We start from the raw sequence: 25,305 nt of genomic DNA, 5'->3' as shown, positions 1-25,305 counted from the left end.
CCCGCTTCCCCGTGCCCCGCTTCCCGGAGCACGAAAGAGCGGAATTCTAGCCGCCACGACTGGGGCTTGCAAGCGTTATTTTGACAAGCGTATTAACGATGCTTGAAAACCGGCTTCCGCTTCTCAACGAACGCAGCCATGCCCTCTTTCTGGTCTTCGGTGGCGAAGAGTGAATGGAACAGACGGCGCTCGAAATTCACGCCTTCCGCGAGCGTCGTTTCATAGGCACGGTTGACCGACTCCTTAACCATCATCACTGCCGGCAACGAGAATTCCGCAATAGTCGCCGCAGCGGCAATCGACTCGTCGAGCAGCGAAGCCGCCGGAATCACGCGGGAAACCAGTCCGGCACGCTCCGCTTCCGCCGCATCCATGAAGCGGGCAGTCAGACAAAGATCCATCGCCTTCGCTTTGGACACCGCGCGCGGCAGCCGCTGCGTGCCGCCCGCGCCCGGCATGATGCCGAGCTTGATTTCCGGCTGGCCGAACTTCGCCGTGTCGGCGGCGAAAATGATGTCGCACATCATCGCCAGTTCGCAGCCGCCGCCCAGCGCGAAGCCCGCCACCGCGGCAATGATCGGCTTGCGGATCGAGCGAACCGTTTCCCAGTTGCGCGTGATGTAGTCACCCTTATAGACGTCCATATAGGTGTAGGACGCCATCATGCCGATGTCCGCCCCGGCCGCAAATGCCTTCTCGCTACCTGTCACCACGATCGCGCCGATCGCATCATCGGCATCGAATTCGCGCAGCGCGGTTCCCAGCTCGTCCATTAATGCGTCATTCAGCGCGTTCAATGCCTTCGGACGATTCAGCGTGATCAGACCGACCCGACCCCGCGTCTCAACCAGAATATTTTCGTAAGCCATGCCGCCTCCATATGGTTAATACCCACGCGAAAACGCTTCGCGCAGCTCTCTTAATAATGCTACCATTCACCAACCAACCGGTCGGTCAATTATTCGACAGGCTTTTCCCCCAACGTACAGCCAAGCCCTCTTTGCCATGACACATCCGTTATTCACCAAGCACGAAGACACGCTGCACAAGGCCCTCGCCGCGCTTGAAACACGCGGCTATTGGACCCCATTCACCGAGATGCCCAGTCCGAAAGTGTACGGGGAAACAGCCAACGCGGACGGCGAAGCCGCGTTCAAAGCGCTTCTCGACAAGACGTTCGATCTGGACCAGCCGTCGACGGGAGAAACTGTCGGCGCCGAAGTCTCGCCATTCGGCTTCCCGCTCGGCGTGCGCTACCCGAAAGCCGATCCGGACGCCTTGATCGCCGCGTCCACCGCCGCGCAGCGCGACTGGCGCGCGGCCGGCCCACAAGCGTGGATCGGCGTGAGTCTTGAAATCCTCGCGCGACTGAATCGCGCGAGCTTCGAGATCGGTTACAGCGTGATGCACACGACCGGCCAAGCCTTCATGATGGCCTTCCAGGCCGGCGGCCCGCATGCGCAGGATCGCGCGCTCGAAGCGGTCGCGTACGCATGGGACCAGTTGCGTCGCATTCCCGCCGACGCCCACTGGGAAAAGCCACAAGGCAAAAATCCGCCACTCGCGATGCACAAGCGCTACACCGTCGTGCCGCGCGGTATCGGTCTCGTGCTGGGTTGCTGCACGTTCCCGACGTGGAACGGCTATCCGGGACTCTTCGCCGATCTGGCCACCGGCAACACGGTCATCGTCAAGCCTCATCCGGGCGCGATCCTGCCGCTCGCGCTGACCGTGCGCATTGCGCGTGACGTTTTGCGCGAAGCGGGCTTCGACCCGAATGTCGTCACGCTGCTGGCCACCGATCCGAACGACGGCGCCCTCGTCCAGAAGCTCGCCCCGCGCCCCGAAATCAAACTGATCGATTTCACCGGTAGCACCCAGAATGGCACGTGGCTCGAGCGTAATGCGCACCAGGCTCAGGTCTATACCGAAAAAGCCGGCGTCAACCAGATCGTGATCGACTCGGTCGACGACATCAAGGCGGTTGCGCGCAACATCGCATTCTCGCTGGCGCTGTACTCGGGCCAGATGTGCACCGCGCCGCAAAACATCTATGTGCCGCGCGACGGCATTCGCACCGCCGACGGCACGCTCGGTTTCGACGACGTCGCCCAGGCGCTTGCCGGCGCCGTGCAGAAGCTCGTTGCCGACCCGGCCCGCGCGGTCGAACTGCTCGGCGCCATCCAGAACGAAGGCGTCGTGCAGCGCATCGACGAAGCCGCGAAGCTCGGCCGTGTTCTCGCCGCAAGCCAGACGCTCGAGCATCCGTCCTTTGCGGGCGCCCGTGTGCGTACGCCGCTCCTGCTGCAACTCGACGCCGCGACCGACCGTGCACAATTCACGAAAGAATGGTTCGGGCCGATTTCATTCGTGATCGCCACGGACTCGACCGCGCAATCGCTCGACCTGGCGGGCACTATTGCCGCCGAGCACGGCGCGCTGACGCTGTCGGTCTACAGCACGGACAACGCCGTGCTCGACGAGGCGCACGAAGCATCGATCCGCGGCGGCGTAGCGCTCTCGATCAATCTGACCGGCGGCGTGTTCGTCAACCAGTCTGCGGCGTTCTCCGATTTCCACGGCACCGGCGCGAACCCGGCCGCCAATGCCGCGCTGGCCGATGCGGCCTTTGTCGCCAACCGCTTCCGTGTCGTTCAAAGCCGCGTTCATGTTGAACCGAAAACGGCGCCGGCGGTAGCTGGCTGAACGGCATAGGACAACGGGCGCCCTATCAGCGCGAAGCACGGCTTGGTCCTATGCCTTCCGGCCGAATGGACCGGGTCGTGCGCTCCAACTAACATGAGACATCGGATCGGCGTCACGTGCCGGTCCGCTTCAGCGGGAATTTCCATGACCGATGCCTTCATCTGCGATGCAATCCGTACCCCGATCGGCCGCTACGGCGGTGTCCTGAAAGATGTCCGCGCCGACGATCTCGGCGCCGTGCCGATCAAGGCGCTGATCGAGCGCAACCCGGGTGTCGACTGGCGCGCCGTCGACGACGTGATCTACGGCTGCGCGAATCAGGCTGGCGAAGACAACCGCAACGTCGCGCGCATGTCGGCACTGCTCGCCGGCCTGCCCACCGACACGCCGGGCGCAACCATCAACCGGCTGTGCGGCTCGGGCATGGACGCGGTCGGCACCGCGGCACGCGCGATCAAGGCCGGTGAAGCGCGCCTCATGATTGCCGGCGGCGTAGAAAGCATGACGCGCGCACCTTTTGTGATAGGCAAGGCGAGCAGCGCATTCTCGCGTCAGGCCGATATCTACGACACGACCATCGGCTGGCGCTTTATCAACCCGCTGATGAAGCGCCAATACGGCGTCGACTCGATGCCGGAAACCGCGGAAAACGTCGCCGTCGAATTCAGTGTCAGCCGCGCGGACCAGGATGCCTTCGCGCTCGCCAGCCAGCAAAAAGCAGCCCGCGCGCAGCGTGACGGCACGCTGGCCGAGGAGATCGTCGGCGTCGACATCCCGCAGAAGAAAGGCGACCCCGTGCGCGTTCTGCTCGACGAGCATCCGCGCGAAACGTCGCTCGAAAGCCTCGGCAAGCTCAAAGGCGTGGTCCGCCCGGACGGCAGCGTGACGGCGGGCAACGCGTCCGGCGTGAACGACGGCGCCTGCGCACTGCTGCTCGCGAACCAGCAGGCGGCGGACCAGTACGGCCTGCGGCGCCGCGCGCGCGTGGTGGGGATGGCGACGGCCGGCGTCGAGCCGCGCATCATGGGCATCGGCCCGGCGCCGGCCACGCAGAAGCTGCTCAGGCAACTCGGCATGACGCTCGAACAGTTCGACGTAATTGAGCTGAACGAGGCGTTTGCGTCGCAAGGGCTGGCGGTTCTGCGCACGCTCGGTTTGCGCGACGACGATCCGCGAGTCAACCCGAACGGCGGCGCCGTTGCACTGGGCCATCCGCTCGGCGCGTCCGGCGCGCGCCTGATCACGACCGCGTTGTATCAACTGGAACGGACTAACGGCCGCTTTGCGCTGTGCACGATGTGCATCGGTGTCGGCCAGGGTATCGCGTTGGTCATCGAGCGGCTTTAATAGCTTCAATGGCAACGCCACTGCGCCCATTGGTCAACGAGAGACTTTGAGGAGACACCCAATGTCATATGAAGCGATCCGGCTGGACATCGACCCATCGAGCCACGTCGCCACCATCACCCTGAACCGCCCGGACAAGCTCAACAGCTTTACGCGCGCGATGCATCGGGAACTGAGCGCCGCGCTCGACCAGGTCGAAACGTCCGGTGCCCGCGCGCTCGTGTTGACCGGCGCGGGCCGTGGCTTCTGTGCCGGCCAGGACCTCGCCGACCTCGACTTCACGCCGGGTGCGATGACCGACCTGGGCGACCTGATCGACGAATATTTCAACCCGCTGATCCGCCGTCTGCAGGCGCTGTCGATGCCGGTGATCGCGGCGGTGAACGGCACGGCCGCCGGCGCGGGCGCCAATCTCGCGCTCGCCTGCGACCTCGTGCTCGCGGCGCGCTCCGCCAGTTTCATCCAGGCATTCGTGAAGATCGGCCTCGTGCCGGATTCGGGCGGCACGTGGTTCCTGCCGCAGCGCGTCGGCATGGCGCGCGCCCTGGGGCTCGCCATCACCGGGGACAAACTCAGTGCCGAGAAAGCGGAAAGCTGGGGCTTGATCTGGCAAGTGCTCGACGACGCGGAACTCGCCCCCGCCGCCGCGAAACTCGCGGCCCAGCTCGCCCAACAGCCGACGCGCGCGATCACGGCGATCAAGCGCGCGATGCGCGCGGGCGCGACGCAAACACTCGATCAGCAACTCGACCTCGAGCGCGATCTGCAGCGCGAGCTCGGCGCTTCGCATGACTACGCGGAGGGCGTACAGGCGTTCATCGAAAAGCGCGCTCCGCGCTTCGAGGGGCGCTGACATGTCGACGCAAACCGTCCATCCCCACCAGATGACACCCGAAGAACTCGCCCGCGCAACCGCCGCAGCGATGTACGAGAACGACGCCTGCAGCCGCGCGCTCGGGCTCGAAATTCTCGAAGTTGGCCCAGGCTACGCGCGGCTGCGCATGGCGGTGCGCGACGACTTCCTGAACGGCCACCAGATCTGCCACGGCGGCCTGATTTTCACGCTTGCCGATTCCACCTTCGCGTTCGCCTGCAACACCTACAACATCAATACGGTCGCTGCCGGCTGCTCGATCGAGTTTCTGCGACCGGTGTACGGCGGCGACGTGCTGACCGCGGAGGCGCTCGAGCAGACATTGAGCGGACGCACCGGCATCTACGATATCCGCGTGACGAATCGCGCCGGTGAAACCGTTGCGATGTTTCGCGGCAAGTCGGCGCAAATCAAGGGCAACCTGATTCCGACCGGCGACTAACGACTAGAAGCGGCAAACCAGGCCGCCTTCGTGGACCACAGTCCATTCCAGACTTCTGGCGCGCGCGCCGCACAGCAAACTCAGGCATTGAGGCAGTAAGGAGACATTCGATGAACACCGCCCTTCCCCTCGACCCGATCGAGACCGCCAGCCGCGATGAACTCGCCGCGCTCCAGCTTGAACGGCTCAAATGGTCGCTGAACCATGCGTACGAAAATTCGCCGGTCTATCGGCGCAAGTTCGACGAAGCCGGCGTGCATCCCAGCGAAGTGAAGTCCCTCGCGGACCTCGCCCGCTTTCCATTCACCACCAAGAAGGATCTGCGCGATAACTATCCGTTCGGGATGTTCGCCGTTCCGCAGGAGCAGATTTCGCGGATCCATGCATCGTCCGGCACGACGGGCAAGCCGACCGTCGTCGGCTATACCGCGCGCGACATCGACACATGGGCGGATCTCGTCGCGCGTTCGGTGCGCGCGGCCGGTGCAAGACGCGGCGACAAGGTGCACGTAAGCTACGGCTACGGCCTCTTCACGGGCGGCCTCGGCGCGCACTACGGCGCCGAACGCGCGGGGCTCACCGTGATCCCGTTCGGCGGCGGCCAGACCGAGAAACAGGTGCAACTGATCCAGGACTTCCGTCCGGACATCATCATGGTGACACCGAGCTACATGCTGTCGATCGCCGACGAACTCGAACGTCAGGGCATCGATCCGACCACCTGCTCGCTGCGCATCGGCATCTTCGGCGCGGAACCGTGGACCAACGACATGCGTCAGGCGATCGAAAAGCGCATGGGAATCGACGCGGTCGACATTTATGGTCTGTCCGAAGTGATGGGCCCGGGCGTCGCGTCGGAGTGCGTCGAGACGAAAGACGGCCCGACGATCTGGGAAGATCATTTCTATCCCGAGATCATCGATCCCGAAACCGGCGAGGTGCTGCCCGACGGCGAACTCGGCGAGCTGGTATTCACGTCGTTGACGAAGGAAGCGCTGCCGATCATCCGTTACCGCACGCGCGACCTCACGCGCCTGCTGCCGGGCACCGCTCGCACGATGCGGCGCATGGAGAAGATCACCGGCCGCTCGGACGACATGATGATCGTGCGCGGCGTCAACGTGTTCCCGACGCAGATCGAGGAACTGCTGCTCAAGCAGCGCGCGCTCGCGCCTCACTATCAGATCGTGCTTACGAAGGAAGGGCCGCTCGACGTCCTGACGTTGAACGTCGAGCCGTGTCCGGAAACCGCACCGGACACGGCCGCGCTGACCACCGCGAAAAACGCGCTGGCGTATGACATCAAGGCGCTGATCGGTGTGAGCGCGGTAGTCAATGTATTGGCCGTCAATGGAATCGAGCGCTCGGTGGGCAAAGCGCGGCGCGTGGTGGACAAGCGCAAGCCGGGGCTTTGATCCGGGCGACGCACAACGCAAAAGCCGAGGCAAAAAAACGGCGTCACTCACGGATTTCGATCCTGACGTGACGCCGTTTTCAATGGTATTTATCGATTCGTAGCGACTTCAGCAGTGGCTTCAGCGGCGGCTTCAAAAACCGGCTCGCGGAAAACCGCGGCAATCACCGCCATCAACACCACTGCCGCTACCGGCCAGATTCATCGCGAGCGATTTGCCTTGCCTGTAATACAGCGGCCGCGACTTCATCAGAAGCCACCGCGCCGCCCACACCTCCTCACGAATTCGGCAGCAGCAACCACATCCGGCCGCCCTGCTTCATCTTGCCGGCCAGATCGCCGGCGTCGTCACCGAGTCCCCAGAAGTAGTCGGCACGTACGCCGCCCTTGATCGCGGTGCCCGTGTCCTGCGCGAATACGAGGCGGCTCATCGGCGAGTTCGTCAGCGGACGCGTGGTCTGCAGGAACACCGGCGTGCCGAGCGGAATCGCGCTCGGGTCGACCGCAATCGAGCGTTCCGGCGTCAGCGGCACGCCGAGCGCGCCGATCGGACCGTCCGCGCCACCGCTCGGCGTGCTTTCGGCCGACGGCATCTCGCGGAAAAACACGAAGCGCGGATTCGTATCGAGCAACGCATCGACGCGCGTCGGGTTCGCGCGCGCCCATGCCTTGATGCCTTGCATCGTCGCCTGCGCGGGCGTGATTTCGCCATGATCGAGCAGCCAGCGCCCGATCGACTTGTACGGCTGATTGTTGGTGCCGCCAAAGCCGACCCGCATCACGCTGCCGTCTTCCATCACGATGCGCCCGGAGCCCTGCACCTGCAGGAAGAACGCTTCGATCGGGTCGTCGACCCAGACGAGTTCGTTGCCGTTGAGCACGCCCGTGCGCTCGAGCTGCGCGCGCGCCGGCAGCGGCGCCCCCGCGCGATAGCCAGCGGGCCAGCGGTACAGCGCGGTCTGATAGACGCCGTGCCGGGTGCGCGAACCGCGCAGCAAGGGCTCGTAGTAGCCGGTGACGAGACCGTCGAGCGTGCCGTCGCTATTCGCTAACTGGAAAGGGGTGAAGTAGGCTTCGAAAAAAGCCCGCGCGCTGGTGACGTCGAGATCGTCGATTTGCGCGGCGGCCGCGCATGCGCGCGACCAGTTCGGCTGATGCGCGAGTCGTACGCAGTTTTGCCGCAATGCGGCCGTTGCGCCGATCAGCGAGTCGTCCTGCCAGCCCGGCACCTGCTGCCAGGCAACCGCGGTCAATCGCGCCGAGGCAATCTGACCGGGGACGATCGCCGCGCCGGTGGGCGGCGAAGGCCGGATTGCGCCGCTGCCACCGCAGGACGCGAGCAACACCGCAACCGACAACGCACCGAGCCAGCCGCCGGCCCGCTGGACAAAACGCCTACAATGTTTGTTCTTGATGGAAACCGCCATGTCTGATCTGTTCGACGAATACCCGATGCTCATCTTCGCGCTGGAATCGCTTCTCGCGCTCTTCCTGCTCGTCTTTATCGTCGTATGGACGTCATCGGGCAAGAAGAAAGCGACGCGTGCCAGGCCGGCGGAGCAGTCCCAACGGCAAAAGCCGCAATGACGCCATCCGGCGAGCCGCGCCCACGTACAACGTGATTAAAGACCGCGCACCTCCATGTCGGTTCAATGCAACGTGCGCGGCATGCGCAACACGAACTCCGGCACCGGCGCATCGAAGCGCTCGCCGTCCTCGGCCACGCAGAAGTAATCGCCGCGCATCGTGCCGACCGGCGTCGCGATAACGGCCCAACTCGTGTATTCGAAATGCTCGCCCGGTTTGAGCAGCGGCTGATGGCCGACCACCCCGAGGCCCTTGACTTCCTGCACCGTGTTTTCGCTGTCGGTGATGATCCAATGACGCGCGATCAACTGCGCGGGCACCTGGCCGGTGTTACGGATGGTCAGCGTGTAGGCAAAGGCGTACTGGCGGCGCTCCGGGTCCGATTCTTCGGGCAGGTATTGCACCTGCGCCGAGACGCTGAATTCGTACTGGCTCATCCTGATTCCGGTCTGATGAAACGACGTGTGAAAAATCGCGGGAAGGCCCGAACGCCAATAGTTTGCGGCGACATCGGCGATGCGGCGCTCATGGAGTGGCATTCTGCTTGATGCGCGGCATGCCCGCAACCGGACAAATCCTTTTGGCGAGGAGTATCCAGGGGCGTTTTGTCAGGTCCGTTTGCTTTTCCGGCTCAGTGCCGGTTTTCCAGACACATCATTCCGCGCGCCGGCCGCGAATGAAAGCCATACGGCAGGCGGTCCGCGCACGCAAAACGGTAAAATGGCACTTTCCCGCTTGCACCCGCCCCCTTGCCATGACGCAATTTCGCATCGCCCCCAGCATTCTGTCCGCCGATTTCGCCCGCCTCGGCGAAGAGGTTCGCAACGTGGTCGCCGCCGGCGCCGACTGGATCCACTTCGACGTGATGGACAACCACTACGTGCCGAACCTGACCATCGGCCCGCTCGTTTGCGAAGCGATCCGCCCGCACATCGACGTGCCGATCGACGTCCACCTGATGGTGCGCCCGGTCGACCGCATCGTGCCGGACTTCGCCAAGGCCGGCGCGAACATCATCAGCTTTCACCCGGAAGCGTCGGATCACATCGACCGCACGCTGTCGCTGATCCGCGACCACGGCTGCAAGGCCGGCCTCGTGTTCAACCCGGCGACGTCGCTGAACTATCTGGATCACGTGATGGACAAGGTCGACCTCGTGCTGATCATGTCGGTGAACCCCGGCTTCGGCGGCCAGTCGTTCATCCCCGAGGCGCTCAATAAGCTGCGCGAGGCCCGCACGCGCATCGACGCATACAACGAGCGCACCGGTCGCGACATCCACCTCGAAGTGGACGGCGGCGTGAAGGTCGACAACATCGCCGAAATCGCGGCGGCCGGCGCGGACACGTTCGTGGCCGGCTCGGCGATCTTCGGCCAGCCCGATCACAAGGCCGTGATCGACCGGATGCGCGCCGCCCTCGCCACCGTCCAGCGCTGAGCCGCCGATGACCGCCTCGTACCCTGCTCCGACTTTCACCGGCCCGCGCCTCGAAGCCGCGATCATCGACCTCGACGGCACGATGGTCGACACCGCCGACGACTTCACCGCCGGCCTGAACGGCATGCTTGCGCAGCTCGACGCCGCCGAAACCTCGCGCGAAGAAGTAATCGACTATGTCGGCAAGGGCTCGGAACATCTGATCCGCAGCGTGCTCGCGCCGCGCTTCGAAGCGGACCACGCGCAGGAGCGCTTCGAGGAAGCGCTCGCGATCTACCAGGCGGAATACGCGAAGATCAACGGCGTGCACACGCGGCTCTATCCCGACGTCGAAGCCGGTCTGCGCGCGATGCGCGACGCCGGTCTGAAGCTCGCCTGCGTGACCAACAAGCCGCACCGCTTCGCGATCGAGCTGCTGCAACAGTACGGGCTCGCGCAGTATTTCAGCGTCGTGCTCGGCGGCGACAGTCTCGCGAAGAAAAAGCCGGACCCGCTGCCGATGCTCACCGCCGCCGCGCAACTGGGCGTCGAACCGGCGGCGACGGTCGCGATCGGCGATTCGGAAAACGACGCGCTGGCCGGCCGCGCGGCCGGCATGGCCACGCTCACGGTGCCCTATGGCTACAACCACGGCCAAGCTATACAAACGATAAAATCCGATGGTATAGTTGCCTCGCTGTTCGACGCCGCCAAGGCGATCGCAGCGCACCATTCCACGACTTGAACAGTCTTTCATCCTCATGTTTCTGAACAAAAAACGGAGTCTGATTAGCATCGACCGGGGAGCCTGGCCCTGGCGTCGCTGGTCGCGCTAACCTCGCCTGAGGTACGCTGAGGCTCGTCTTCGGCAACCGTTTTTTGCTTCGCTGCGCTCACGCGCTTTTTCCATCGTTCTGTTTTTTGCCGCAGCATCGGCTGACTGGGGCCCGCGCGTACCCGCAAAGTACCGCTGCGCACCGGACACTGCTTGCATGCGCCGATGGGAAAGCCGCGCCGGTCGGTATCATCGTGTCGAGAACGTCGACCCACTCCCTGACCGGAGGCGCCTCGCCCCGCTTTGTCCGACGCTTGCCGCCGCCGGATCACCGTACAGGATCGGAACATGACCGAACTCGAATTCCAGTCCCTCGCCAACGAGGGTTTCAACCGCATCCCGCTGATCGCCGAAGCACTCGCCGATCTCGAAACGCCGCTGTCGCTGTACCTGAAGCTCGCGCAGACCGAGCGCAACGGCGCGAACTCGTTCCTGCTCGAATCGGTGGTCGGCGGCGAGCGCTTCGGCCGCTATTCGTTCATCGGCCTGCCGGCGCGCACCGTGGTGCGCACGCGCAACGGCGTGTCGGAAGTGGTCCGTGACGGCAAGGTCGTCGAAACGCACGAAGGCGATCCGCTCGCGTTCATCCAGCAGTTCCAAGCGCGTTTCAAGGTCGCGCAACGCCCGGGGCTGCCGCGTTTCACGGGCGGCCTCGCCGGCTACTTCGGCTACGACGCGGTGCGCTACATCGAGAAAAAACTCGCGCACAGCGCGCCGAAGGACGATCTGAACCTGCCCGACATCCAGTTGCTGCTGACCGAGGAAGTCGCGGTAATCGACAATCTCGCGGGCAAGCTCTATCTGGTGATCTACGCGGATCCGACGCAGCCCGAGGCGTACACGAAAGCGAAGCACCGTCTGCGCGAGCTGCGCCAGCGGCTGCGCTCGACCGTCACGCCACCGGTCACGTCGGCGAGCGTGCGCACCGAGACCTACCGCGAATTCGCGAAAGACGATTACCTCGCCGCCGTGCGCAAGGCGAAGGAATACATCGCCGCCGGCGAGCTGATGCAGGTGCAGGTCGGCCAGCGCCTGATCAAGCCGTACCGCGACAATCCGCTGTCGCTGTACCGCGCGCTGCGCTCGCTGAATCCGTCGCCGTATATGTATTACTACAACTTCGGCGAGTTTCACGTGGTCGGCGCCTCGCCGGAAATCCTGGTGCGCCAGGAAAAACGCGGCGAAGACCGCATCGTCACAATCCGGCCGCTCGCCGGCACGCGTCCGCGCGGCAACACGCCGGAGCGCGACGCCGAACTCGCGACCGAACTGCTGAACGACCCGAAGGAAATCGCCGAGCACGTGATGCTGATCGACCTCGCGCGCAACGACGTCGGCCGCATCGCGCAGATCGGCTCGGTCGTCGTGACCGACAAAATGGTGATCGAAAAGTACTCGCACGTGCAGCACATCGTAAGTTCGGTCGAAGGCAAGCTGAAGGCCGGCACCACCAATTTCGACGTGCTGCGCGCGACGTTCCCGGCGGGTACGCTGTCGGGCGCGCCGAAGGTCCGCGCGATGGAGCTGATCGACGAGCTCGAGCCGGTCAGGCGCGGCCTGTACGGCGGTGCGGTCGGTTATCTGTCGTTCACCGGCGAAATGGATCTGGCCATCACGATCCGCACCGGCGTGATCGCGAACGGCAATCTGTACGTGCAGGCGGCCGCGGGCGTGGTCGCCGATTCAGTGCCGGAATCCGAATGGCAGGAGACCGAGAACAAGGCGCGCGCGGTGCTGCGCGCGGCCGAGCAGGTCCAGGACGGCCTCGATAGCGACTTCTGACCGGAGACACACCATGCTGCTCATGATCGACAACTACGACTCGTTCACCTACAACCTGGTGCAGTACTTCGGCGAACTCGGCGAAGACGTGCGCACCTACCGCAACGACGAAATCACGCTGGATGAAATCGCCAGGCTCAACCCCGAGCGCATCTGCCTGTCGCCCGGCCCGAGCAATCCGCAACACGCCGGCATCACGCTCGACGTGCTGCGCGAATTCGCCGGCAAGACGCCGATTCTCGGCGTGTGCCTCGGCCATCAGGCGATCGGCGAGGCATTCGGCGGACGCGTCGTGCGCGCGCAGACCATCATGCACGGCAAGGTCAGCACGATCGAAACCGACTGCCGGGGCGTGTTCGCGGATCTGCCGAAGCATTTCGCGGTGACGCGCTATCACTCGCTCGCGATCGAACGCGAATCGCTGCCCGACTGCCTCGAAGTATCGGCATGGACCGAGGACGGCGAAATCATGGGGGTGCGCCATAAAGAACTCGCGGTGGAAGGCGTGCAGTTTCACCCGGAATCGATCCTGTCCGAACACGGCCATGCGCTGCTCGAAAACTTCGTGAAGCAGTCGAAACTCGCCGCCGCCCGCAACGCCTGACACAGAGAGACGAAATCATGTCCATTACCCCCCAGGAAGCCCTGCAGCGGACCATCGAGCACCGTGAGATTTTCCATGACGAAATGCTGCATCTGATGCGCCTCATCATGCGCGGCGAGCTTTCGCCCGTGATGTCGGCGGCGATCATCACCGGTCTGCGCGTCAAAAAAGAGACCATCGGCGAAATCACCGCGGCCGCCACGGTGATGCGTGAATTTGCCCGGCACGTCGACGTGCAGGACAACTCGAACTTCGTCGATATCGTCGGCACCGGCGGCGACGGCTCGCATACCTTCAATATTTCGACCGCGACGATGTTCGTGTCGGCCGCGGCCGGCGCGAAGGTCGCGAAGCACGGCAATCGCGGCGTATCGAGCAAGTCGGGCAGCGCGGACGTGCTCGAGGCACTCGGCGTGAACATCGATCTGCAGCCGGAACAGGTCGCGGCGTCGATCGCGGAAACGGGCATGGGCTTCATGTTCGCGCCGAACCATCATCCGGCGATGAAGAACGTCGCGCCGGTGCGCCGCGAACTCGGCGTGCGCACGATCTTCAACATCCTCGGGCCGCTGACCAACCCGGCCGGCGCGCCGAACCAGTTGATGGGCGTGTTCCACCCCGACCTCGTCGGCATTCAGGTACGCGTGATGCAGCGCCTCGGCGCGAAGCACGTGCTGGTGGTGTACGGGATGGACGGCATGGACGAAGTGTCGCTCGGCGGCGCCACGCTGGTCGGCGAGCTGCGCGACGGCGAGATCCGCGAATACGAGATCCATCCGGAAGACTTCGGCATGCAGATGGTGTCGAACCGCACGCTGAAAGTCGCCGACGCGGTCGAATCGAAAGTCATGCTGCTCGACGCGCTCGACAACAAGCCGGGCGTCGCGCGGGAAATCGTCACGCTGAACGCGGGCACCGCGCTTTACGCGGCGAACGTGGTCGAATCGATCGCTGACGGCATCGGGCTCGCGCGCGAGGCGATCGCGAGCGGCAACGCGCGCGCGAAGGTCGACGAGCTGGTGCGCTTTACCCGGCAATTCAGGCAGTAATCACGTAACGAGACATTTATGAGCGACATTCTCGACCGCATCATCGCGGTCAAACGCGAAGAGGTCCGCGCGGCCGAACAGAGCGCACCGCTCGAAGCCTTGCGGCTCGAAGCGTCGTCGCGCGATATCCGCGACTTCGTCGGCGCGCTGCGCGCGAAGCACACGGCGGGTCTGGCCGCCGTGATCTCCGAGGTGAAGAAGGCTAGCCCGTCGAAGGGCGTGCTGCGCGAGCACTTCGTGCCGGCCGACATCGCGCGTTCGTACGAGAAGCACGGCGCGGCATGTCTGTCGGTGCTGACCGACGTGCAGTTCTTCCAGGGCAGCGTCGCGTATCTGGAGCAGGCGCGCGCCGCGTGCAGGCTGCCGGTGTTGCGCAAGGACTTCATCGTCGATCCGTACCAGGTCGTCGAAGCGCGCGCGATGGGCGCCGACGCGATCCTGCTGATCGCCGCCGCGCTCGAAACCGCCGAGATGCAGGACCTCGAAGCGCTCGCGCATTCGCTCGGCCTGGCAGTGCTCGTCGAAGTGCACGACAGCGACGAGCTGGAGGAAGCGCTGACGCTGAAGACGCCGCTGATCGGCATCAACAACCGCAATCTGCGCACGTTCGAAACCTCGCTGGAGACGACGATCGGCATGCTCGACGCGATTCCGGACGACCGTATCGTCGTCACCGAATCGGGCATCCTGTCGCGCGCGGATGTGGAACGCATGCGCGCGCTGAACGTGCACACTTTCCTCGTCGGCGAGGCGTTCATGCGCGCGCCGGAGCCGGGCGTGGAACTTGCGCGGATGTTTTTCTGAGCCCGGCGCTGGTATGGGCCGATAACGCAAGGACATGCATCATGGGCATGGAACGCGAAATCAAGCTGGCATTGCCGCCCGCGCAGGTGCAGGCGGCCACGCAGTGGTTCGTCGCGCGCGCCGGCAAGGACGGCACGCCGGTGAAGCTCGTGAATATTTACTTCGATACGCCGCAGTTGACGCTGGCGTCGTCGAAGAGCGCGCTGCGTCTGCGGCAAACGCCGGACAACTGGCTGCAAACCTTCAAGACGGTCGGCAACACGACGAACGGTTTGCATAGCCGGCATGAATGGGAATTGCCGGTGGCGGGCGCGAAGCTCGAAATCGACGCGTTGCTGCAAGCCTGCGACGAGCCGGCCGCGGCCGATGCGTTGCGTGCGGCCGCGCCGGCACTGATCGAGCTGTTTCGCACCAATTTCACGCGCACGCTGTGGCAGCTCGACGCCGACGGCGCGCACGTCGAAGCGGCGATCGATCAGGGCGACGTGCTTGCAACCGTCGACGGCGAAGCGCGCCGCGCGCCGATCTCGGAAATCGAGCTCGAGCTGAAATCCGGCGACGAAGCGGCGCTGCACACGCTCGCGGCCGAACTCGGCAAACGGATTGCCGGCCTCGCGCCGGACGATATCAGCAAGGCGCAACGCGGCTATAAGCTGCGCGCGGGCGGCGCTCAGCGCCAACGGTGAACATCAGGCGAAACTCGACGGCTCGCGAACTTGAGCCCGGCCGCGTTTGCTGCGACACTTCCCCGCCATGACCTCCGCCTCCCGCACCCGCTCCCATTCCTCGCAGGCGTCGTTGTTCGACGATGCCGCGCCCGCTTCCGCTGAAGCCACGGCCGCCGTAGCCGCAACGTCTCAGCACCCGGCAGGCGCCCACGCCCCGCCCACGCTCGAAGCCCAGTTCGCCGCCCTGCCCGCGGCATGGCGCGCGCACCTGAAGCCGTTCATCGACAGCGACGCCTACGCGCCGTTGTGCCGTTTCGTCGACGGCGAGCGCGCGGCCGGCAAAACCATCTACCCGGCCGACGTGTTCCGCGCGCTGCGTCTGACAAGCCCCGACGAAGTGAAAGTCGTGATCCTCGGCCAAGACCCGTATCACGGCGAAGACCGCGGCACGCCGCAGGCGCATGGCCTCGCATTTTCGGTCGCGCCGCACGTGCGCCCGCCGCCGTCGCTGCGCAACATCTTCAAGGAAATCGCCGCGAGCCTCGGCTACGAACCGCCGCATCACGGCTGTCTCGATAGCTGGGCCAAACAGGGCGTGCTGCTGCTGAACACGGTGCTGACCGTCGAACGCAACAGCGCCGCGAGCCACGCGAAACGCGGCTGGGAGAAATGCACCGACACGCTGATCCACGAACTCGCGATGCGTCACGACGGCCTCGTGTTCATGCTGTGGGGCGCGCATGCCCAGGCGAAGCGCGCGCTGCTCGGCGGCAAGTCGCACTGCGTGCTGGAGGCGCCGCATCCGTCGCCGCTGTCCGCGCATCGCGGCTTCCTTGGCTGCGGGCACTTCGCGAAGGCGAACGAATATCTGGTGAAGCACGGCCGCGAGCCGATCGACTGGCGTTTGCCGGACGAAGCGCAAATGCTCGCGTGACGTTGCGTGAAAGCGTGCCGTAATCGGCACGGCAACGTATCGCTAGCGCCGACGGATAGCGACAGAAAGCGAAAACGCCACGAATGGCAGACCCATTCGTGGCATTTTTCATTCACCGCATGCACCGCACCACGGCGGCACAGGGCGGTACAACCAGCCGGCTCAAACCGCGGCGATCGCTTCACGCGCCGAAGCCAGCGCGGCGTTCGCGGCGTCCGGGCCCATGTTCAGGCCTTCCGCGTAGATGAAGTTCACATCGGTCATGCCGAGGAAGCCGAGAAAGCTCTTCAGGTACGGCGTCTGGCTGTCGTTCGGCGTGCCGACATACTTGCCGCCGCGCGCCGACACGACGTACACCTTCTTGCCCGTCACGAGGCCTTCCGGACCGTTCGCGGTGTAGCGGAACGTGATGCCCGCGCGCGCGATGAAGTCGAAATACGTCTTCAGTTGCGACGAGATGCCGAAGTTGTACATCGGCGCGCCGATCACGACGATGTCGGCGGCTTGCAGTTCGGCGATCAGCGCTTCGCTGCGCGCGGCGATCGCCGCCTGTTCCGGCGTGCGCTGGTCGGCCGGCGTGAAGAACGCGCCGAGCACGGCGTCGTCGAGGTGCGGCAGCGGCTCGGCCTGCAGGTTGCGGACGACGACTTGCGCGCCCGGATTCGACTGTTGCAGCTTTTCGGTCAGCTCGTTGACGAGCAGCGTCGAGTTCGCGCCTTGCGAGCGGGCTGCCGAGTTGATTTGCAGGATCGTGGTCATGGTTGACTCCAGTAGGGGGCGCGCAGTGTTGCGCGAGTGGAGCCATTGTGTTTTTTTACCGGCCGGCGAAAAAGCCGTCCGGCGGCGACGGATTGTTGCATCGGTAGAACAATCCGCCGCGCCCGCCCGCTGATTGATAACGGCCCGGACGACGATCGGCCGGCCGTCCAGACGGCGCGCGGCGGGCCGGTCAGCTCGCCAGCCAGCGCTCGCGGGCCTTGCGCGCGGCGGGCCGCTGGTCGCCGACCGCGAGCTTGTAACGCGCCACTTCGGGGCCGTCGAGCTTCACCCGCGCGACGCGCAGCTCGTCGCGGCGGAACGCGTGCACGTCGACCTGCGCGCCCGGCTGATAGCGCGCGAGCAGGCCGTCGAGATTTCCGCCGCTCACGCGCAGGCCGTCGAGCGCGATCAGCACGTCGCCGGCGGACAGGCCGGCCTTCTGCGCGGCGCTGCCCTCGTGCACCGCCGCCAGCACGCAATCCGCGCCGCCGCGCAGCCGCACGCCGAGCGACGGCTTGCCGTTCCTGTCCACGTCCGGTGCGAGCGCGACGCCGAACGGCGCAAGCAGCATGTCGAGCGGCAGATCGCGTGTACCGCGCACGCCCTCGGCGAACAGCTCGGCCAGTTGCGCGCCGGTCGCTTCCGCAAAGAGCGCCTCGATCTCGCCTTCGTCGACGCCGACCGGCTTGCCGCGATAGAAGTCGCGGCCGAAGCGCTGCCACAACAGGCGCATCACATCGTCGAGCGACTTGCGGTTGCCGGTCTGCGCGCGAATCGTCAGATCGAAGGCGAGCGCGACGAGCGAGCCCTTCGTGTAATAGCTGACGATCGCGTTCGGCGCGTTCTCGTCCTGCCGGTAGTACTTGACCCACGCGTCGAACGAGCTTTCGGCGACGCTCTGCTTGAGCCGCCCGCTGCCGCGCCACACGCCGCCGATCACCTTGCCGAGCAGGCCGAAATAGTCGTCCGGAGAAATCACGCCGCTGCGCACGAGGATCAGGTCGTCGTAATACGACGTGAAGCCTTCGAACAGCCACAACAGCGACGTGTAGTTCTCGACGCTCAGGTCGTACGGCGCGAACGCGGCCGGCTTGATGCGCTTCACGTTCCACGTGTGAAAGTATTCGTGGCTGCACAGGCCGAGGTAGGTCCGGTAGCCCTCGCTCATCGTGTCGCGGCCCGCCACCGGCAGATCGGTGCGATTGCAGATCAGCGCGGTCGACGCGCGATGCTCGAGGCCGCCATAGCCGTCGGTGACCGCCTGCGTCATGAACACGTAGCGCTCGACCGGCGCCTTCTTCGACTTCGGTTCGAACAACGCAATCTGCGCCTCGCAGATGCGCTTCAGGTCCTTGCACAGGCGATCCATGTCGAGCCCGATCACGCGTCCGCCGATCACGACGTCATGCGGCACACCGTGCGCCTTGAACGTCGCGAGCGCGAATTCGCCGAGTGTCACAGGATGGTCGATCAGTTCGTCATAGTTCTGTGCGCGGTACTCACCGAAGCCGTAGCGCTTCGTGCCGCGCGCCTCCGGCAATGCGGTCGCGACGCGCCAGTTGCGGTACGCGGCGCCGCGCGGCTTCTGAATGTCGACCACGCACTGGGCATCTTCGTGACCGAGCGGCACGAGGAACACGCTCGTGCCGTTGAAGAAGCCGGTCGTGTCGTCCAGGTGCGCGGCGCGCACCGACAGGTCCCATGCGTACACCTCGTAGCGCAGCGTCAGCGCGCCCTTGACCGGCGCCGCCTGCCACGTGTGCTTGTCGATCTTTTCCACGCGCACCTTGCGGCCCGCGTCGTTGGTCGCGCGCAGCGTGACGATGTTGCGCGCGAACTCGCGCACCATGTAGCTGCCCGGAATCCACACCGGCAGCATGAAGCGCTGGCCGGCCGGGTCGGGATCGGCGACGGTCACGGTAACTTCGAACAGGTGGGCGGCGGGTTGACTCGGAACGATGGTGTAGCGGATCGGCTTCATCGGCGGCGATTGGGAAAGGTCAGGAGAGTGAGGCGAAGAAATTCGGGGCTCGATGCGAAAGGAGGCGCTTCCCGCGCCTCCCGTCGTCTGCGTGCCGCGCGTCCGGTGGCGTGCGCGGCGGTGTGCTCAGCGTCAGCGGCGCGCTCAGTGCACCGCGGACAGTTCCCGGTCCAGCCGGTCGGCCGGCACGGCACCGGGCAGGCGGCGGCCGTCGGCGAGGAACACGGTGGGCGTGCCGTCCACATTCATCGCATGGCCGAGCGCGAGATTCTTGTCGATCGCGGCGGTGTCGCAGGTAGCGGCGGCGGTGGGCGCCTGATGGTTCTGCATCCACGATTCCCACGCCTTCGCGCGGTCCGCCGAGCACCAGATCGACTTCGACTTGGCCGTCGAATCCGGCGACAGCACCGGGTACAGGAACGTATACACAGTCACGTTATCGACCGACTGGAGCGTGGTTTCGAGCTGCTTGCAATACGGGCAGTTCGGATCGGAGAACACCGCGATCTTGCGCGCGCCGTTGCCCCGCACCACTTTCACCGCGTTCGCGAACGGCAGGCTCGCGAAATCGATACGGTTGGTTTCCGACAGACGCGCCTCGGTCAGATTCTTGCGGGTCTTCGCGTCGACCATGTCGCCGAGCACCAGGTAATCGCCGTTCGCGTCGCTATAGATGATCTGCGTGCCGAGGTTCACTTCGTAGAGGCCGGCGATCGGCGATTTCGTGACGCTCTTGATCGTCACGTCGGCAAGACGCGTTTGCAGCGTGGCTTTGAGCTTGTCGGTGGTCTGGTCGGCCTGGGCCGAGCAGCCGAGCGTGGCGGCAGCGATTACGAGCGCGGCGGCTGCCATGCGAAAGGTCTTTTTCATGCTGGAGTCCTGGGTTCAGTCGGTCGCGCATCACGCGCTTTTTTTCACGTTCCGGCCGTGCATTTCCGCCGGTTCCGGGTCGGATCGCGATATGTCGATCCGCTCATGATACCTGTCCCGGCCGCCGTTTACCGGCCATCGGCTCTCCGCGCCGCGCCGCGTTGCGTCGCCAACCATCATCCGAGCGCGGCTGATACGAGCCAGCGCTTGATGAACGGCTGCGCGCCGACGAACGCCATGCCGGTATTGCGCACGGCCCGCGCGAGCGGACCAGGCACCGAGAACAGCTTCTGCAGGCCGTCGGTCGCGATCATCAGTGCACGGATGTCCTCGCGGCGCGCGCGTTCATAGCGGCGCAGCAGCACCATGTCGCCGAGATCGCGGAACGACTCCTTGCCGGCGACCGTGCTCGCGAGCGCCGCGACGTCGCGCAGGCCGAGGTTCATGCCCTGCCCGGCGAGCGGATGGATCAGATGCGCGGCGTCGCCGACCAGCGCGACGCGCGGCGCCACCAGCCGGTCTACCGTTTGCAGCGCGAGTGGGAAGCCTTGCGCGGGCGTCACGCAGTCGAGCGCGCCGAACCGGCCGCCGGTCACGTGCTCCACCTCGGCGGCGAGCCGTTCGGGATCGAGCGCCAGCAACTGCTCCGCATGCTCGGTACGCGCCGACCAGACCAGCGACACGTGGCCGTCCGGCATCGGCAGCAGCGCGATGATCTCGCCGTCGCGGAACCATTGGTAAGCGGTTTCGCCGTGCGGCTTTGCCGCCTTGAAATTGGCGACCACGCCGGTCTGTCTGTAATCGCGGCGCATCATCTTCGAGCCGATCTGCGCGCGCACCCACGAATGCGCGCCGTCCGCGCCGACCACCAGATCGGCTTCGAGCACGTTGCCGTTCGCGAGGCCGACGCTCGCGCTGTCAGCGCTGAAATCGAGCGCCTGTGCGCGCGTGTCGATCCACGTGAGATTCGGCTGGAAGCGCAGCGCCGCATCCAGTGCACGCTCGATCACCGACGACTCGACGATCCACGCGAGTTGCGGCACCGAGGCCTGGAACGCGGAGAAATGCAGTTCGGCGTGCGCGTCGCCATAGACGCGCATGTCGTAGACGGGACCGAGCCGCGCGTGATCGAGCGCTTGCCAGACCCGCAGCCGCTCGAGCAAGGCCTGCGAACTCGACGACAACGCATAAACTCGCGAGTCGAAGACGGCACCGGCGGGGCGCGCCGCGCAGGGCTGCGCGAGCAGCGCGACACGCAGTCCGCCTTGCGTGAGCGCGAGCGCCGCGGTCTTGCCGACGAGCCCGCCACCGATCACGGCCGCATCAAAGGTCTGGTGATGTGCGTTCATGCGCGCATTATAGCCGCGGGGGTTGCGAGGGACGGATCGGACGGGAGCGGCATTTGGGCCTGGTGTGAGGCTTGCGGGCTGGGACTGGCGTGCGGTGGCGTGCGTGGCGCGGGAGCCCTTGCGGCCCGGTCTTTGGCGGGCAAAGCGTACGCGTTTGCGTCGCTTGAACCGCGTCGCCGCGGCACGCCGCGCTAGTGCACCACGCTACTTGCCGCGAGCGCCGCATTCGCCTCGCGCATGCGCATGAAATCACGGTCGGACGACAGGATGCGCCACGCCGCTGCTTCGAGCTGCGCCTTGCGATCACGCTGATCGCCGCGCACCGCGCAATCGGGAAACACGCGGTCGTACACGTGCCACAGAGAATCGAAATCGTTCCTGTCGGCGAACTGCGCGATGTTCGCCCGATCCTGCTTCGTGAGACGGCCGGTCAGGCATTCGATTGTCTGCCGGTCCGTCCTGGCCTGGGCCTCGTCGAAATTCGGCGTGACGCACGTCGCGACCACGCCAACCACGAGCGCGACGGCGACGCCGACTCCCACCCATCGAATGACTCGCACGCTGTCCCCTCGAAATAAGCTCTGGCGGCCTTGACCCGACGATTCTACAGTGGCTGCATAGAAATGCACCCGGCAGTCGGCCGTGGCGGACGGGTTACAATTGCGCTTTCCGTGAAAACTCGCACTCAATCGTCGAGCCAACGCCCGATTCGGTGACTTGTCCGCTCCGCTGAGCCTGCCTCGCCGCCACCCTGCGCGAAGGCTTTCCGAATCCGCGCACAGCGTCGAGCGCATCACGCAACTTACTGATTCACTGAAGGATTTCCATGAGCCTCAAATGCGGCATCGTCGGCCTGCCCAACGTCGGCAAGTCCACCCTGTTCAACGCGCTGACCAAGGCGGGCATCGCCGCCGAGAACTATCCGTTCTGCACGATCGAGCCGAACGTCGGCATCGTCGAGGTGCCGGACGCGCGTCTGAAGGCGCTCGCCGAAATCGTCAAGCCGGAGCGCATCATGCCGGCGGTGGTGGAGTTCGTCGACATCGCGGGTCTCGTGGCCGGCGCGAGCAAGGGCGAAGGACTCGGCAACCAGTTCCTCGCCAACATCCGCGAAACCGACGCGATCACACACGTCGTGCGCTGCTTCGAGGACGACAACGTGATTCACGTCGCGAACCGGATCGACCCGCTGTCGGACATCGAAGTGATCAACACCGAACTGGCGCTCGCCGACCTCGCGACCGTCGAAAAGGCGCTCGCGCGCTATTCGAAGGCGGCCAAGTCGGGCAACGACAAGGAAGCGGTCAAGCTCGTCGCGGTGCTGGAGAAGGTCCGCGCGCAGCTCGACCAGGCGAAGCCGGTCCGCGCGCTCGATCTGACCGACGAAGAAAAGGCCACCCTCAAGCCGTTCTGCCTGATCACCGCGAAGCCGACCATGTACGTCGCCAACGTGAAGGAAAACGGCTTCGAGAACAACCCGCACCTCGACGCGATCACGAAGTTCGCGGCCGCCGAAAACGCGCCGGTCGTGGCCGTGTGCGCGGCGGTCGAAGCGGAAATCGCCGATCTCGACGAAGCCGACATGGAAGTGTTCCTCGCCGATATGGGCATGCACGAGCCGGGCCTGAACCGCGTGATCCGCGCGGGCTTCCGCCTGCTTGGCCTGCACACCTATTTCACGGCCGGCGTGAAGGAAGTGCGCGCGTGGACGATCCATATCGGCGACACGGCGCCGAAGGCGGCCGGCGCGATCCACACCGACTTCGAGCGCGGCTTCATCCGCGCGCAGACGATCAGCTTCGACGACTACATCGCCTACAAGGGCGAGCAAGGCGCGAAGGAAGCCGGCAAGATGCGCGCGGAAGGCAAGGAATACGTCGTGCACGACGGCGACGTGATGAACTTCCTGTTCAACGTGTAACCGGCCGTCCAGCGCAAACCGCGCCGCGCCAGCCGAGCCCGCAAACCCTCGTGGTTGCGGGCTTTTTTGTTGCCATGCGGGCCGGCGGCTCCTAGCCGCTCCCGGCAAGCCCGCTGCGCGCGGGCTTTTTTCATTTCACCATGACTCCAGCACCGAACTTTGCTGGACTACGCCCAAGCCCGATACAGCAGGTTTATCAATAACTTAGGCGAGTTCAACATATGCCGGTGCTTTCCGAAACCTGACCTGACTTCCCTGCTGGTGGCCCCTATGAGGCTCTTGGGAATCGGGTCATTCCGAGGAGTCATCATGGCGAAAATCAAGCTCACCAAGTCCGCAGTCGATGCGGCGCAACCCCAGGCGCAGGCCGTCGAACTCCGGGACACGCTGGTGCCCGGCTTCCTGTGCAAGATTACACCAACGGGCCGCAAGGTGTTCATGCTCCAGTACCGCACGAATGCGGGCGAGCGGCGCAAGCCCGCCCTGGGCCTGTACGGGGAATTGACCGTTGAACAGGCCCGCTCGCTGGCGCAGGAATGGCTGGCCCAGGTGCGCCGGGGCGGCGACCCGGCCGCCGACAAGGCAGCGGCCCGATCCGCCCCTACGGTCGCGGAGCTGTGCAAGAAGTTCATGGAGGATCACTCCAAGCAGCGCAACAAGCTCAGTACCCAGCGCGGGTATCAGGCCGTGATCGACCGCTGCATCGTCCCGATGGTCGGCCGCATGAAGGTGCAGGACGTGAAGCGGCCTGACGTGGCTTCAGCCATGAAGAAGATGGCCCACAAGCCAGCCGAGGCGAACCGCACCTTCAGCGTCATGCGCAAGATGTTCAACTTGGCCGAGGTGTGGGGCTACCGGCCCGATGGCACCAATCCGTGCCGCCACGTTCCGATGTACCCCAACGGCAAGGCCACCCACCTCATCAGCGACGAGGAAATGGGCAAGCTGTTCCGGTATCTCGATTTTCTGGAAACCGACGGGCTCGGGCTGGATCATGCCGTCCTGCCGCTGGCGATCCGACTGCAATTCGAGTTCGCGGGCCGACGCTCCGAGATCGCCTCGCTGCAATGGGATTGGGTGGATCTGGAGAACCGGCGCGTGGTCTGGCCCGACAGCAAGACCGGCGGCATGTCCAAGCCTTTGAGCGAGGAAGCCTACCGGCTCCTGTCCACGGCACCGCGCCAAGACGGATGCCCGCATGTGTTTCCATCGCCGAACCATCCGGGGCAGCACATGACCACGGGCGAGTATTACGGCGGCTGGACGCGCATCCTCAAGCGCGCCGGCGTGACCCATGTGGGCACGCACGGCATTCGCCATCGCTCGGCCACGGACATTGCCAACTCGGGCATTCCGGTCAAGGTCGGCATGGCTCTGACGGCGCACAAGACCGTGGCGATGTTCATGCGCTATGTCCATACCGAGGACAAGCCGGTGCGCGATGCCGCCGAGCTGGTGGCCAGCCGACGTAAGACCATCACCGGCGCATGGCAGGCCGAGGGAGTGGCGGCATGAACCGGCGCAAGGCATCCGTGGCGTCAGCCGCAGCGCCTTCGGCGCTGCTGGGCGACATAAGGGCATTGATCGAGGCGGCGCGGCAGCGCGCCGCCTCGGCAGTCAATGCCGAACTGACCCTGCTGTTCTGGCGCATCGGCCAGCGCATCCATACGGAGGTGCTGGCCGGGCAGCGGGCCGGGTACGGCGAGGAAATCCTGCCGACGCTGGCGGCGCAGCTTGTCCGCGACTACGGGCGCAGCTTCGCTGACAAGAACCTGCGCCGCATGGTGCAGTTCGCCGCCACCTACCCGGACGAGCCAATTGTCGTGACGCTGTCACGACAATTGAGCTGGTCGCATTTCCTGGCGCTGCTGCCGCTGAAAGACCCGCTCCAGCGGGATTACTACGCGCAGATGGCGAGCGCCGAACGCTGGAGCGTGCGGACGCTGCGCGAGCGCATCGACT

Annotated in this window: 25 protein-coding genes; 17 read left to right on the top strand and 8 right to left on the bottom strand. The window is 65.2% G+C overall.

Annotated features, from left to right (window positions below):
• Positions 1-92: 92 nt before the first annotated feature.
• Positions 93-869 carry an enoyl-CoA hydratase gene (locus tag QM685_RS35875; protein ID WP_415124121.1) on the bottom strand — a complete coding sequence of 259 codons (777 nt, stop codon included), beginning with the start codon at positions 867-869 and terminating at the stop codon, positions 93-95.
• Between the two features lie 136 nt (positions 870-1,005).
• Between QM685_RS35875 and paaN the strand changes: the two genes are divergently transcribed.
• The 5 genes from paaN to paaK all read left to right on the top strand — a co-directional run bounded on the left by paaN (position 1,006) and on the right by paaK (position 6,784).
• The gene (paaN, locus tag QM685_RS35870) at positions 1,006-2,706 is read left to right on the top strand and encodes a phenylacetic acid degradation protein PaaN (RefSeq protein WP_415124119.1); all 1,701 of its coding nucleotides are present in this window, start codon (positions 1,006-1,008) and stop codon (positions 2,704-2,706) included.
• Between the two features lie 144 nt (positions 2,707-2,850).
• Positions 2,851-4,053 carry a 3-oxoadipyl-CoA thiolase gene (pcaF, locus tag QM685_RS35865; protein WP_415124117.1) on the top strand — a complete coding sequence of 401 codons (1,203 nt, stop codon included), beginning with the start codon at positions 2,851-2,853 and terminating at the stop codon, positions 4,051-4,053.
• Between the two features lie 61 nt (positions 4,054-4,114).
• On the top strand, positions 4,115-4,906 hold the full coding sequence (gene paaG, locus QM685_RS35860; protein ID WP_415124115.1) for a 2-(1,2-epoxy-1,2-dihydrophenyl)acetyl-CoA isomerase PaaG: 792 nt from the start codon (positions 4,115-4,117) through the stop codon (positions 4,904-4,906).
• Between the two features lies 1 nt (position 4,907).
• On the top strand, positions 4,908-5,369 hold the full coding sequence (gene paaI, locus QM685_RS35855) for a hydroxyphenylacetyl-CoA thioesterase PaaI (RefSeq protein ID WP_415124113.1): 462 nt from the start codon (positions 4,908-4,910) through the stop codon (positions 5,367-5,369).
• Between the two features lie 110 nt (positions 5,370-5,479).
• Positions 5,480-6,784, top strand: a complete 1,305-nt coding sequence (gene paaK, locus QM685_RS35850) for a phenylacetate--CoA ligase PaaK (protein WP_415124111.1) — start codon at positions 5,480-5,482, stop codon at positions 6,782-6,784.
• A gap of 277 nt (positions 6,785-7,061) precedes the next feature.
• Here paaK and QM685_RS35845 read toward each other — a convergent pair whose 3' ends face one another.
• Positions 7,062-8,210: a murein transglycosylase A gene (locus QM685_RS35845; RefSeq protein WP_415124109.1), complete on the bottom strand. Its 1,149-nt coding sequence runs from the start codon at positions 8,208-8,210 to the stop codon at positions 7,062-7,064.
• On the opposite strand from QM685_RS35845, the gene QM685_RS35840 reads away from it, so the two are divergent.
• Positions 8,209-8,370 carry a hypothetical protein gene (locus QM685_RS35840; RefSeq protein WP_415124107.1) on the top strand — a complete coding sequence of 54 codons (162 nt, stop codon included), beginning with the start codon at positions 8,209-8,211 and terminating at the stop codon, positions 8,368-8,370. The genes QM685_RS35845 and QM685_RS35840 overlap by 2 nt on opposite strands.
• Positions 8,371-8,432: 62 nt before the next feature.
• Here QM685_RS35840 and apaG read toward each other — a convergent pair whose 3' ends face one another.
• Positions 8,433-8,807, bottom strand: coding sequence for a Co2+/Mg2+ efflux protein ApaG (gene apaG, locus QM685_RS35835; protein ID WP_415124105.1), 375 nt, complete (start codon positions 8,805-8,807; stop codon positions 8,433-8,435).
• A gap of 317 nt (positions 8,808-9,124) precedes the next feature.
• On the opposite strand from apaG, the gene rpe reads away from it, so the two are divergent.
• From rpe to QM685_RS35795, 8 genes are all read left to right on the top strand, one after another.
• Positions 9,125-9,808 carry a ribulose-phosphate 3-epimerase gene (gene rpe / locus QM685_RS35830; protein WP_415124123.1) on the top strand — a complete coding sequence of 228 codons (684 nt, stop codon included), beginning with the start codon at positions 9,125-9,127 and terminating at the stop codon, positions 9,806-9,808.
• Positions 9,809-9,815: 7 nt separating this feature from the next.
• Positions 9,816-10,532: a phosphoglycolate phosphatase gene (locus QM685_RS35825; RefSeq protein ID WP_415124103.1), complete on the top strand. Its 717-nt coding sequence runs from the start codon at positions 9,816-9,818 to the stop codon at positions 10,530-10,532.
• A 378-nt stretch (positions 10,533-10,910) separates the two neighbouring features.
• Positions 10,911-12,404, top strand: a complete 1,494-nt coding sequence (trpE, locus tag QM685_RS35820) for an anthranilate synthase component I (protein ID WP_415124101.1) — start codon at positions 10,911-10,913, stop codon at positions 12,402-12,404.
• A gap of 13 nt (positions 12,405-12,417) precedes the next feature.
• The gene (locus tag QM685_RS35815; protein WP_415124099.1) at positions 12,418-13,008 is read left to right on the top strand and encodes an aminodeoxychorismate/anthranilate synthase component II; all 591 of its coding nucleotides are present in this window, start codon (positions 12,418-12,420) and stop codon (positions 13,006-13,008) included.
• A gap of 17 nt (positions 13,009-13,025) precedes the next feature.
• On the top strand, positions 13,026-14,057 hold the full coding sequence (trpD, locus tag QM685_RS35810; RefSeq protein WP_415124097.1) for an anthranilate phosphoribosyltransferase: 1,032 nt from the start codon (positions 13,026-13,028) through the stop codon (positions 14,055-14,057).
• Positions 14,058-14,075: 18 nt separating this feature from the next.
• Positions 14,076-14,861: an indole-3-glycerol phosphate synthase TrpC gene (trpC, locus tag QM685_RS35805; protein ID WP_415124095.1), complete on the top strand. Its 786-nt coding sequence runs from the start codon at positions 14,076-14,078 to the stop codon at positions 14,859-14,861.
• Between the two features lie 41 nt (positions 14,862-14,902).
• A complete protein-coding gene (locus QM685_RS35800) occupies positions 14,903-15,547 on the top strand; it encodes a CYTH domain-containing protein (RefSeq protein WP_415124093.1) in 645 nt (214 codons plus the stop codon).
• Positions 15,548-15,614: 67 nt separating this feature from the next.
• On the top strand, positions 15,615-16,463 hold the full coding sequence (locus tag QM685_RS35795) for a uracil-DNA glycosylase (RefSeq protein WP_415124091.1): 849 nt from the start codon (positions 15,615-15,617) through the stop codon (positions 16,461-16,463).
• A gap of 162 nt (positions 16,464-16,625) precedes the next feature.
• Here the strand turns inward: QM685_RS35795 and QM685_RS35790 are convergent, their stop codons facing one another.
• From QM685_RS35790 to QM685_RS35770, 5 genes are all read right to left on the bottom strand, one after another.
• On the bottom strand, positions 16,626-17,222 hold the full coding sequence (locus QM685_RS35790; RefSeq protein ID WP_415124089.1) for an FMN-dependent NADH-azoreductase: 597 nt from the start codon (positions 17,220-17,222) through the stop codon (positions 16,626-16,628).
• A gap of 190 nt (positions 17,223-17,412) precedes the next feature.
• A complete protein-coding gene (locus tag QM685_RS35785) occupies positions 17,413-19,203 on the bottom strand; it encodes a M61 family metallopeptidase (protein WP_415124087.1) in 1,791 nt (596 codons plus the stop codon).
• Positions 19,204-19,347: 144 nt separating this feature from the next.
• A complete protein-coding gene (locus QM685_RS35780; RefSeq protein ID WP_415124085.1) occupies positions 19,348-20,073 on the bottom strand; it encodes a DsbC family protein in 726 nt (241 codons plus the stop codon).
• Positions 20,074-20,249: 176 nt separating this feature from the next.
• A complete protein-coding gene (locus QM685_RS35775; RefSeq protein WP_415124083.1) occupies positions 20,250-21,422 on the bottom strand; it encodes a UbiH/UbiF family hydroxylase in 1,173 nt (390 codons plus the stop codon).
• Positions 21,423-21,613: 191 nt separating this feature from the next.
• Positions 21,614-21,982 carry a hypothetical protein gene (locus QM685_RS35770; RefSeq protein ID WP_415124081.1) on the bottom strand — a complete coding sequence of 123 codons (369 nt, stop codon included), beginning with the start codon at positions 21,980-21,982 and terminating at the stop codon, positions 21,614-21,616.
• 266 nt (positions 21,983-22,248) lie between these two features.
• On the opposite strand from QM685_RS35770, the gene ychF reads away from it, so the two are divergent.
• The 3 genes from ychF to QM685_RS35755 all read left to right on the top strand — a co-directional run.
• Positions 22,249-23,343, top strand: coding sequence for a redox-regulated ATPase YchF (gene ychF / locus QM685_RS35765; protein ID WP_415124079.1), 1,095 nt, complete (start codon positions 22,249-22,251; stop codon positions 23,341-23,343).
• Positions 23,344-23,652: 309 nt separating this feature from the next.
• On the top strand, positions 23,653-24,858 hold the full coding sequence (locus tag QM685_RS35760) for a tyrosine-type recombinase/integrase (protein WP_415124077.1): 1,206 nt from the start codon (positions 23,653-23,655) through the stop codon (positions 24,856-24,858).
• A partial coding sequence (locus QM685_RS35755; RefSeq protein WP_415124075.1) for a DUF1016 N-terminal domain-containing protein occupies positions 24,855-25,305 on the top strand: 451 nt, incomplete at its 3' end. The genes QM685_RS35760 and QM685_RS35755, both read left to right, overlap by 4 nt.

Source organism: Paraburkholderia sp., assembly GCF_047605525.1.
In the GTDB taxonomy this organism is placed as follows: Bacteria; Pseudomonadota; Gammaproteobacteria; order Burkholderiales; family Burkholderiaceae; genus Paraburkholderia.
The sequence above is the reverse complement of the archived record's forward strand: the minus strand, read 5'-3'. Positions and strand labels throughout refer to the sequence as shown.

Excerpts from the sequence above, each read along its gene's own strand:
- QM685_RS35875 (WP_415124121.1), bottom strand. The coding sequence starts at position 869 with ATGGCTTACGAAAATATTCTGGTTGAGACGCGGGGTCGGGTCGGTCTG.
- paaN (WP_415124119.1), top strand. The coding sequence starts at position 1,006 with ATGACACATCCGTTATTCACCAAGCACGAAGACACGCTGCACAAGGCC.
- pcaF (WP_415124117.1), top strand. The coding sequence starts at position 2,851 with ATGACCGATGCCTTCATCTGCGATGCAATCCGTACCCCGATCGGCCGC.
- paaG (WP_415124115.1), top strand. The coding sequence starts at position 4,115 with ATGTCATATGAAGCGATCCGGCTGGACATCGACCCATCGAGCCACGTC.
- paaI (WP_415124113.1), top strand. The coding sequence starts at position 4,908 with ATGTCGACGCAAACCGTCCATCCCCACCAGATGACACCCGAAGAACTC.
- paaK (WP_415124111.1), top strand. The coding sequence starts at position 5,480 with ATGAACACCGCCCTTCCCCTCGACCCGATCGAGACCGCCAGCCGCGAT.
- QM685_RS35840 (WP_415124107.1), top strand. The coding sequence starts at position 8,209 with ATGTCTGATCTGTTCGACGAATACCCGATGCTCATCTTCGCGCTGGAA.
- QM685_RS35845 (WP_415124109.1), bottom strand. The coding sequence starts at position 8,210 with ATGGCGGTTTCCATCAAGAACAAACATTGTAGGCGTTTTGTCCAGCGG.
- apaG (WP_415124105.1), bottom strand. The coding sequence starts at position 8,807 with ATGAGCCAGTACGAATTCAGCGTCTCGGCGCAGGTGCAATACCTGCCC.
- rpe (WP_415124123.1), top strand. The coding sequence starts at position 9,125 with ATGACGCAATTTCGCATCGCCCCCAGCATTCTGTCCGCCGATTTCGCC.
- QM685_RS35825 (WP_415124103.1), top strand. The coding sequence starts at position 9,816 with ATGACCGCCTCGTACCCTGCTCCGACTTTCACCGGCCCGCGCCTCGAA.
- trpE (WP_415124101.1), top strand. The coding sequence starts at position 10,911 with ATGACCGAACTCGAATTCCAGTCCCTCGCCAACGAGGGTTTCAACCGC.
- QM685_RS35815 (WP_415124099.1), top strand. The coding sequence starts at position 12,418 with ATGCTGCTCATGATCGACAACTACGACTCGTTCACCTACAACCTGGTG.
- trpD (WP_415124097.1), top strand. The coding sequence starts at position 13,026 with ATGTCCATTACCCCCCAGGAAGCCCTGCAGCGGACCATCGAGCACCGT.
- trpC (WP_415124095.1), top strand. The coding sequence starts at position 14,076 with ATGAGCGACATTCTCGACCGCATCATCGCGGTCAAACGCGAAGAGGTC.
- QM685_RS35800 (WP_415124093.1), top strand. The coding sequence starts at position 14,903 with ATGGGCATGGAACGCGAAATCAAGCTGGCATTGCCGCCCGCGCAGGTG.
- QM685_RS35795 (WP_415124091.1), top strand. The coding sequence starts at position 15,615 with ATGACCTCCGCCTCCCGCACCCGCTCCCATTCCTCGCAGGCGTCGTTG.
- QM685_RS35790 (WP_415124089.1), bottom strand. The coding sequence starts at position 17,222 with ATGACCACGATCCTGCAAATCAACTCGGCAGCCCGCTCGCAAGGCGCG.
- QM685_RS35785 (WP_415124087.1), bottom strand. The coding sequence starts at position 19,203 with ATGAAGCCGATCCGCTACACCATCGTTCCGAGTCAACCCGCCGCCCAC.
- QM685_RS35780 (WP_415124085.1), bottom strand. The coding sequence starts at position 20,073 with ATGAAAAAGACCTTTCGCATGGCAGCCGCCGCGCTCGTAATCGCTGCC.
- QM685_RS35775 (WP_415124083.1), bottom strand. The coding sequence starts at position 21,422 with ATGAACGCACATCACCAGACCTTTGATGCGGCCGTGATCGGTGGCGGG.
- ychF (WP_415124079.1), top strand. The coding sequence starts at position 22,249 with ATGAGCCTCAAATGCGGCATCGTCGGCCTGCCCAACGTCGGCAAGTCC.
- QM685_RS35760 (WP_415124077.1), top strand. The coding sequence starts at position 23,653 with ATGGCGAAAATCAAGCTCACCAAGTCCGCAGTCGATGCGGCGCAACCC.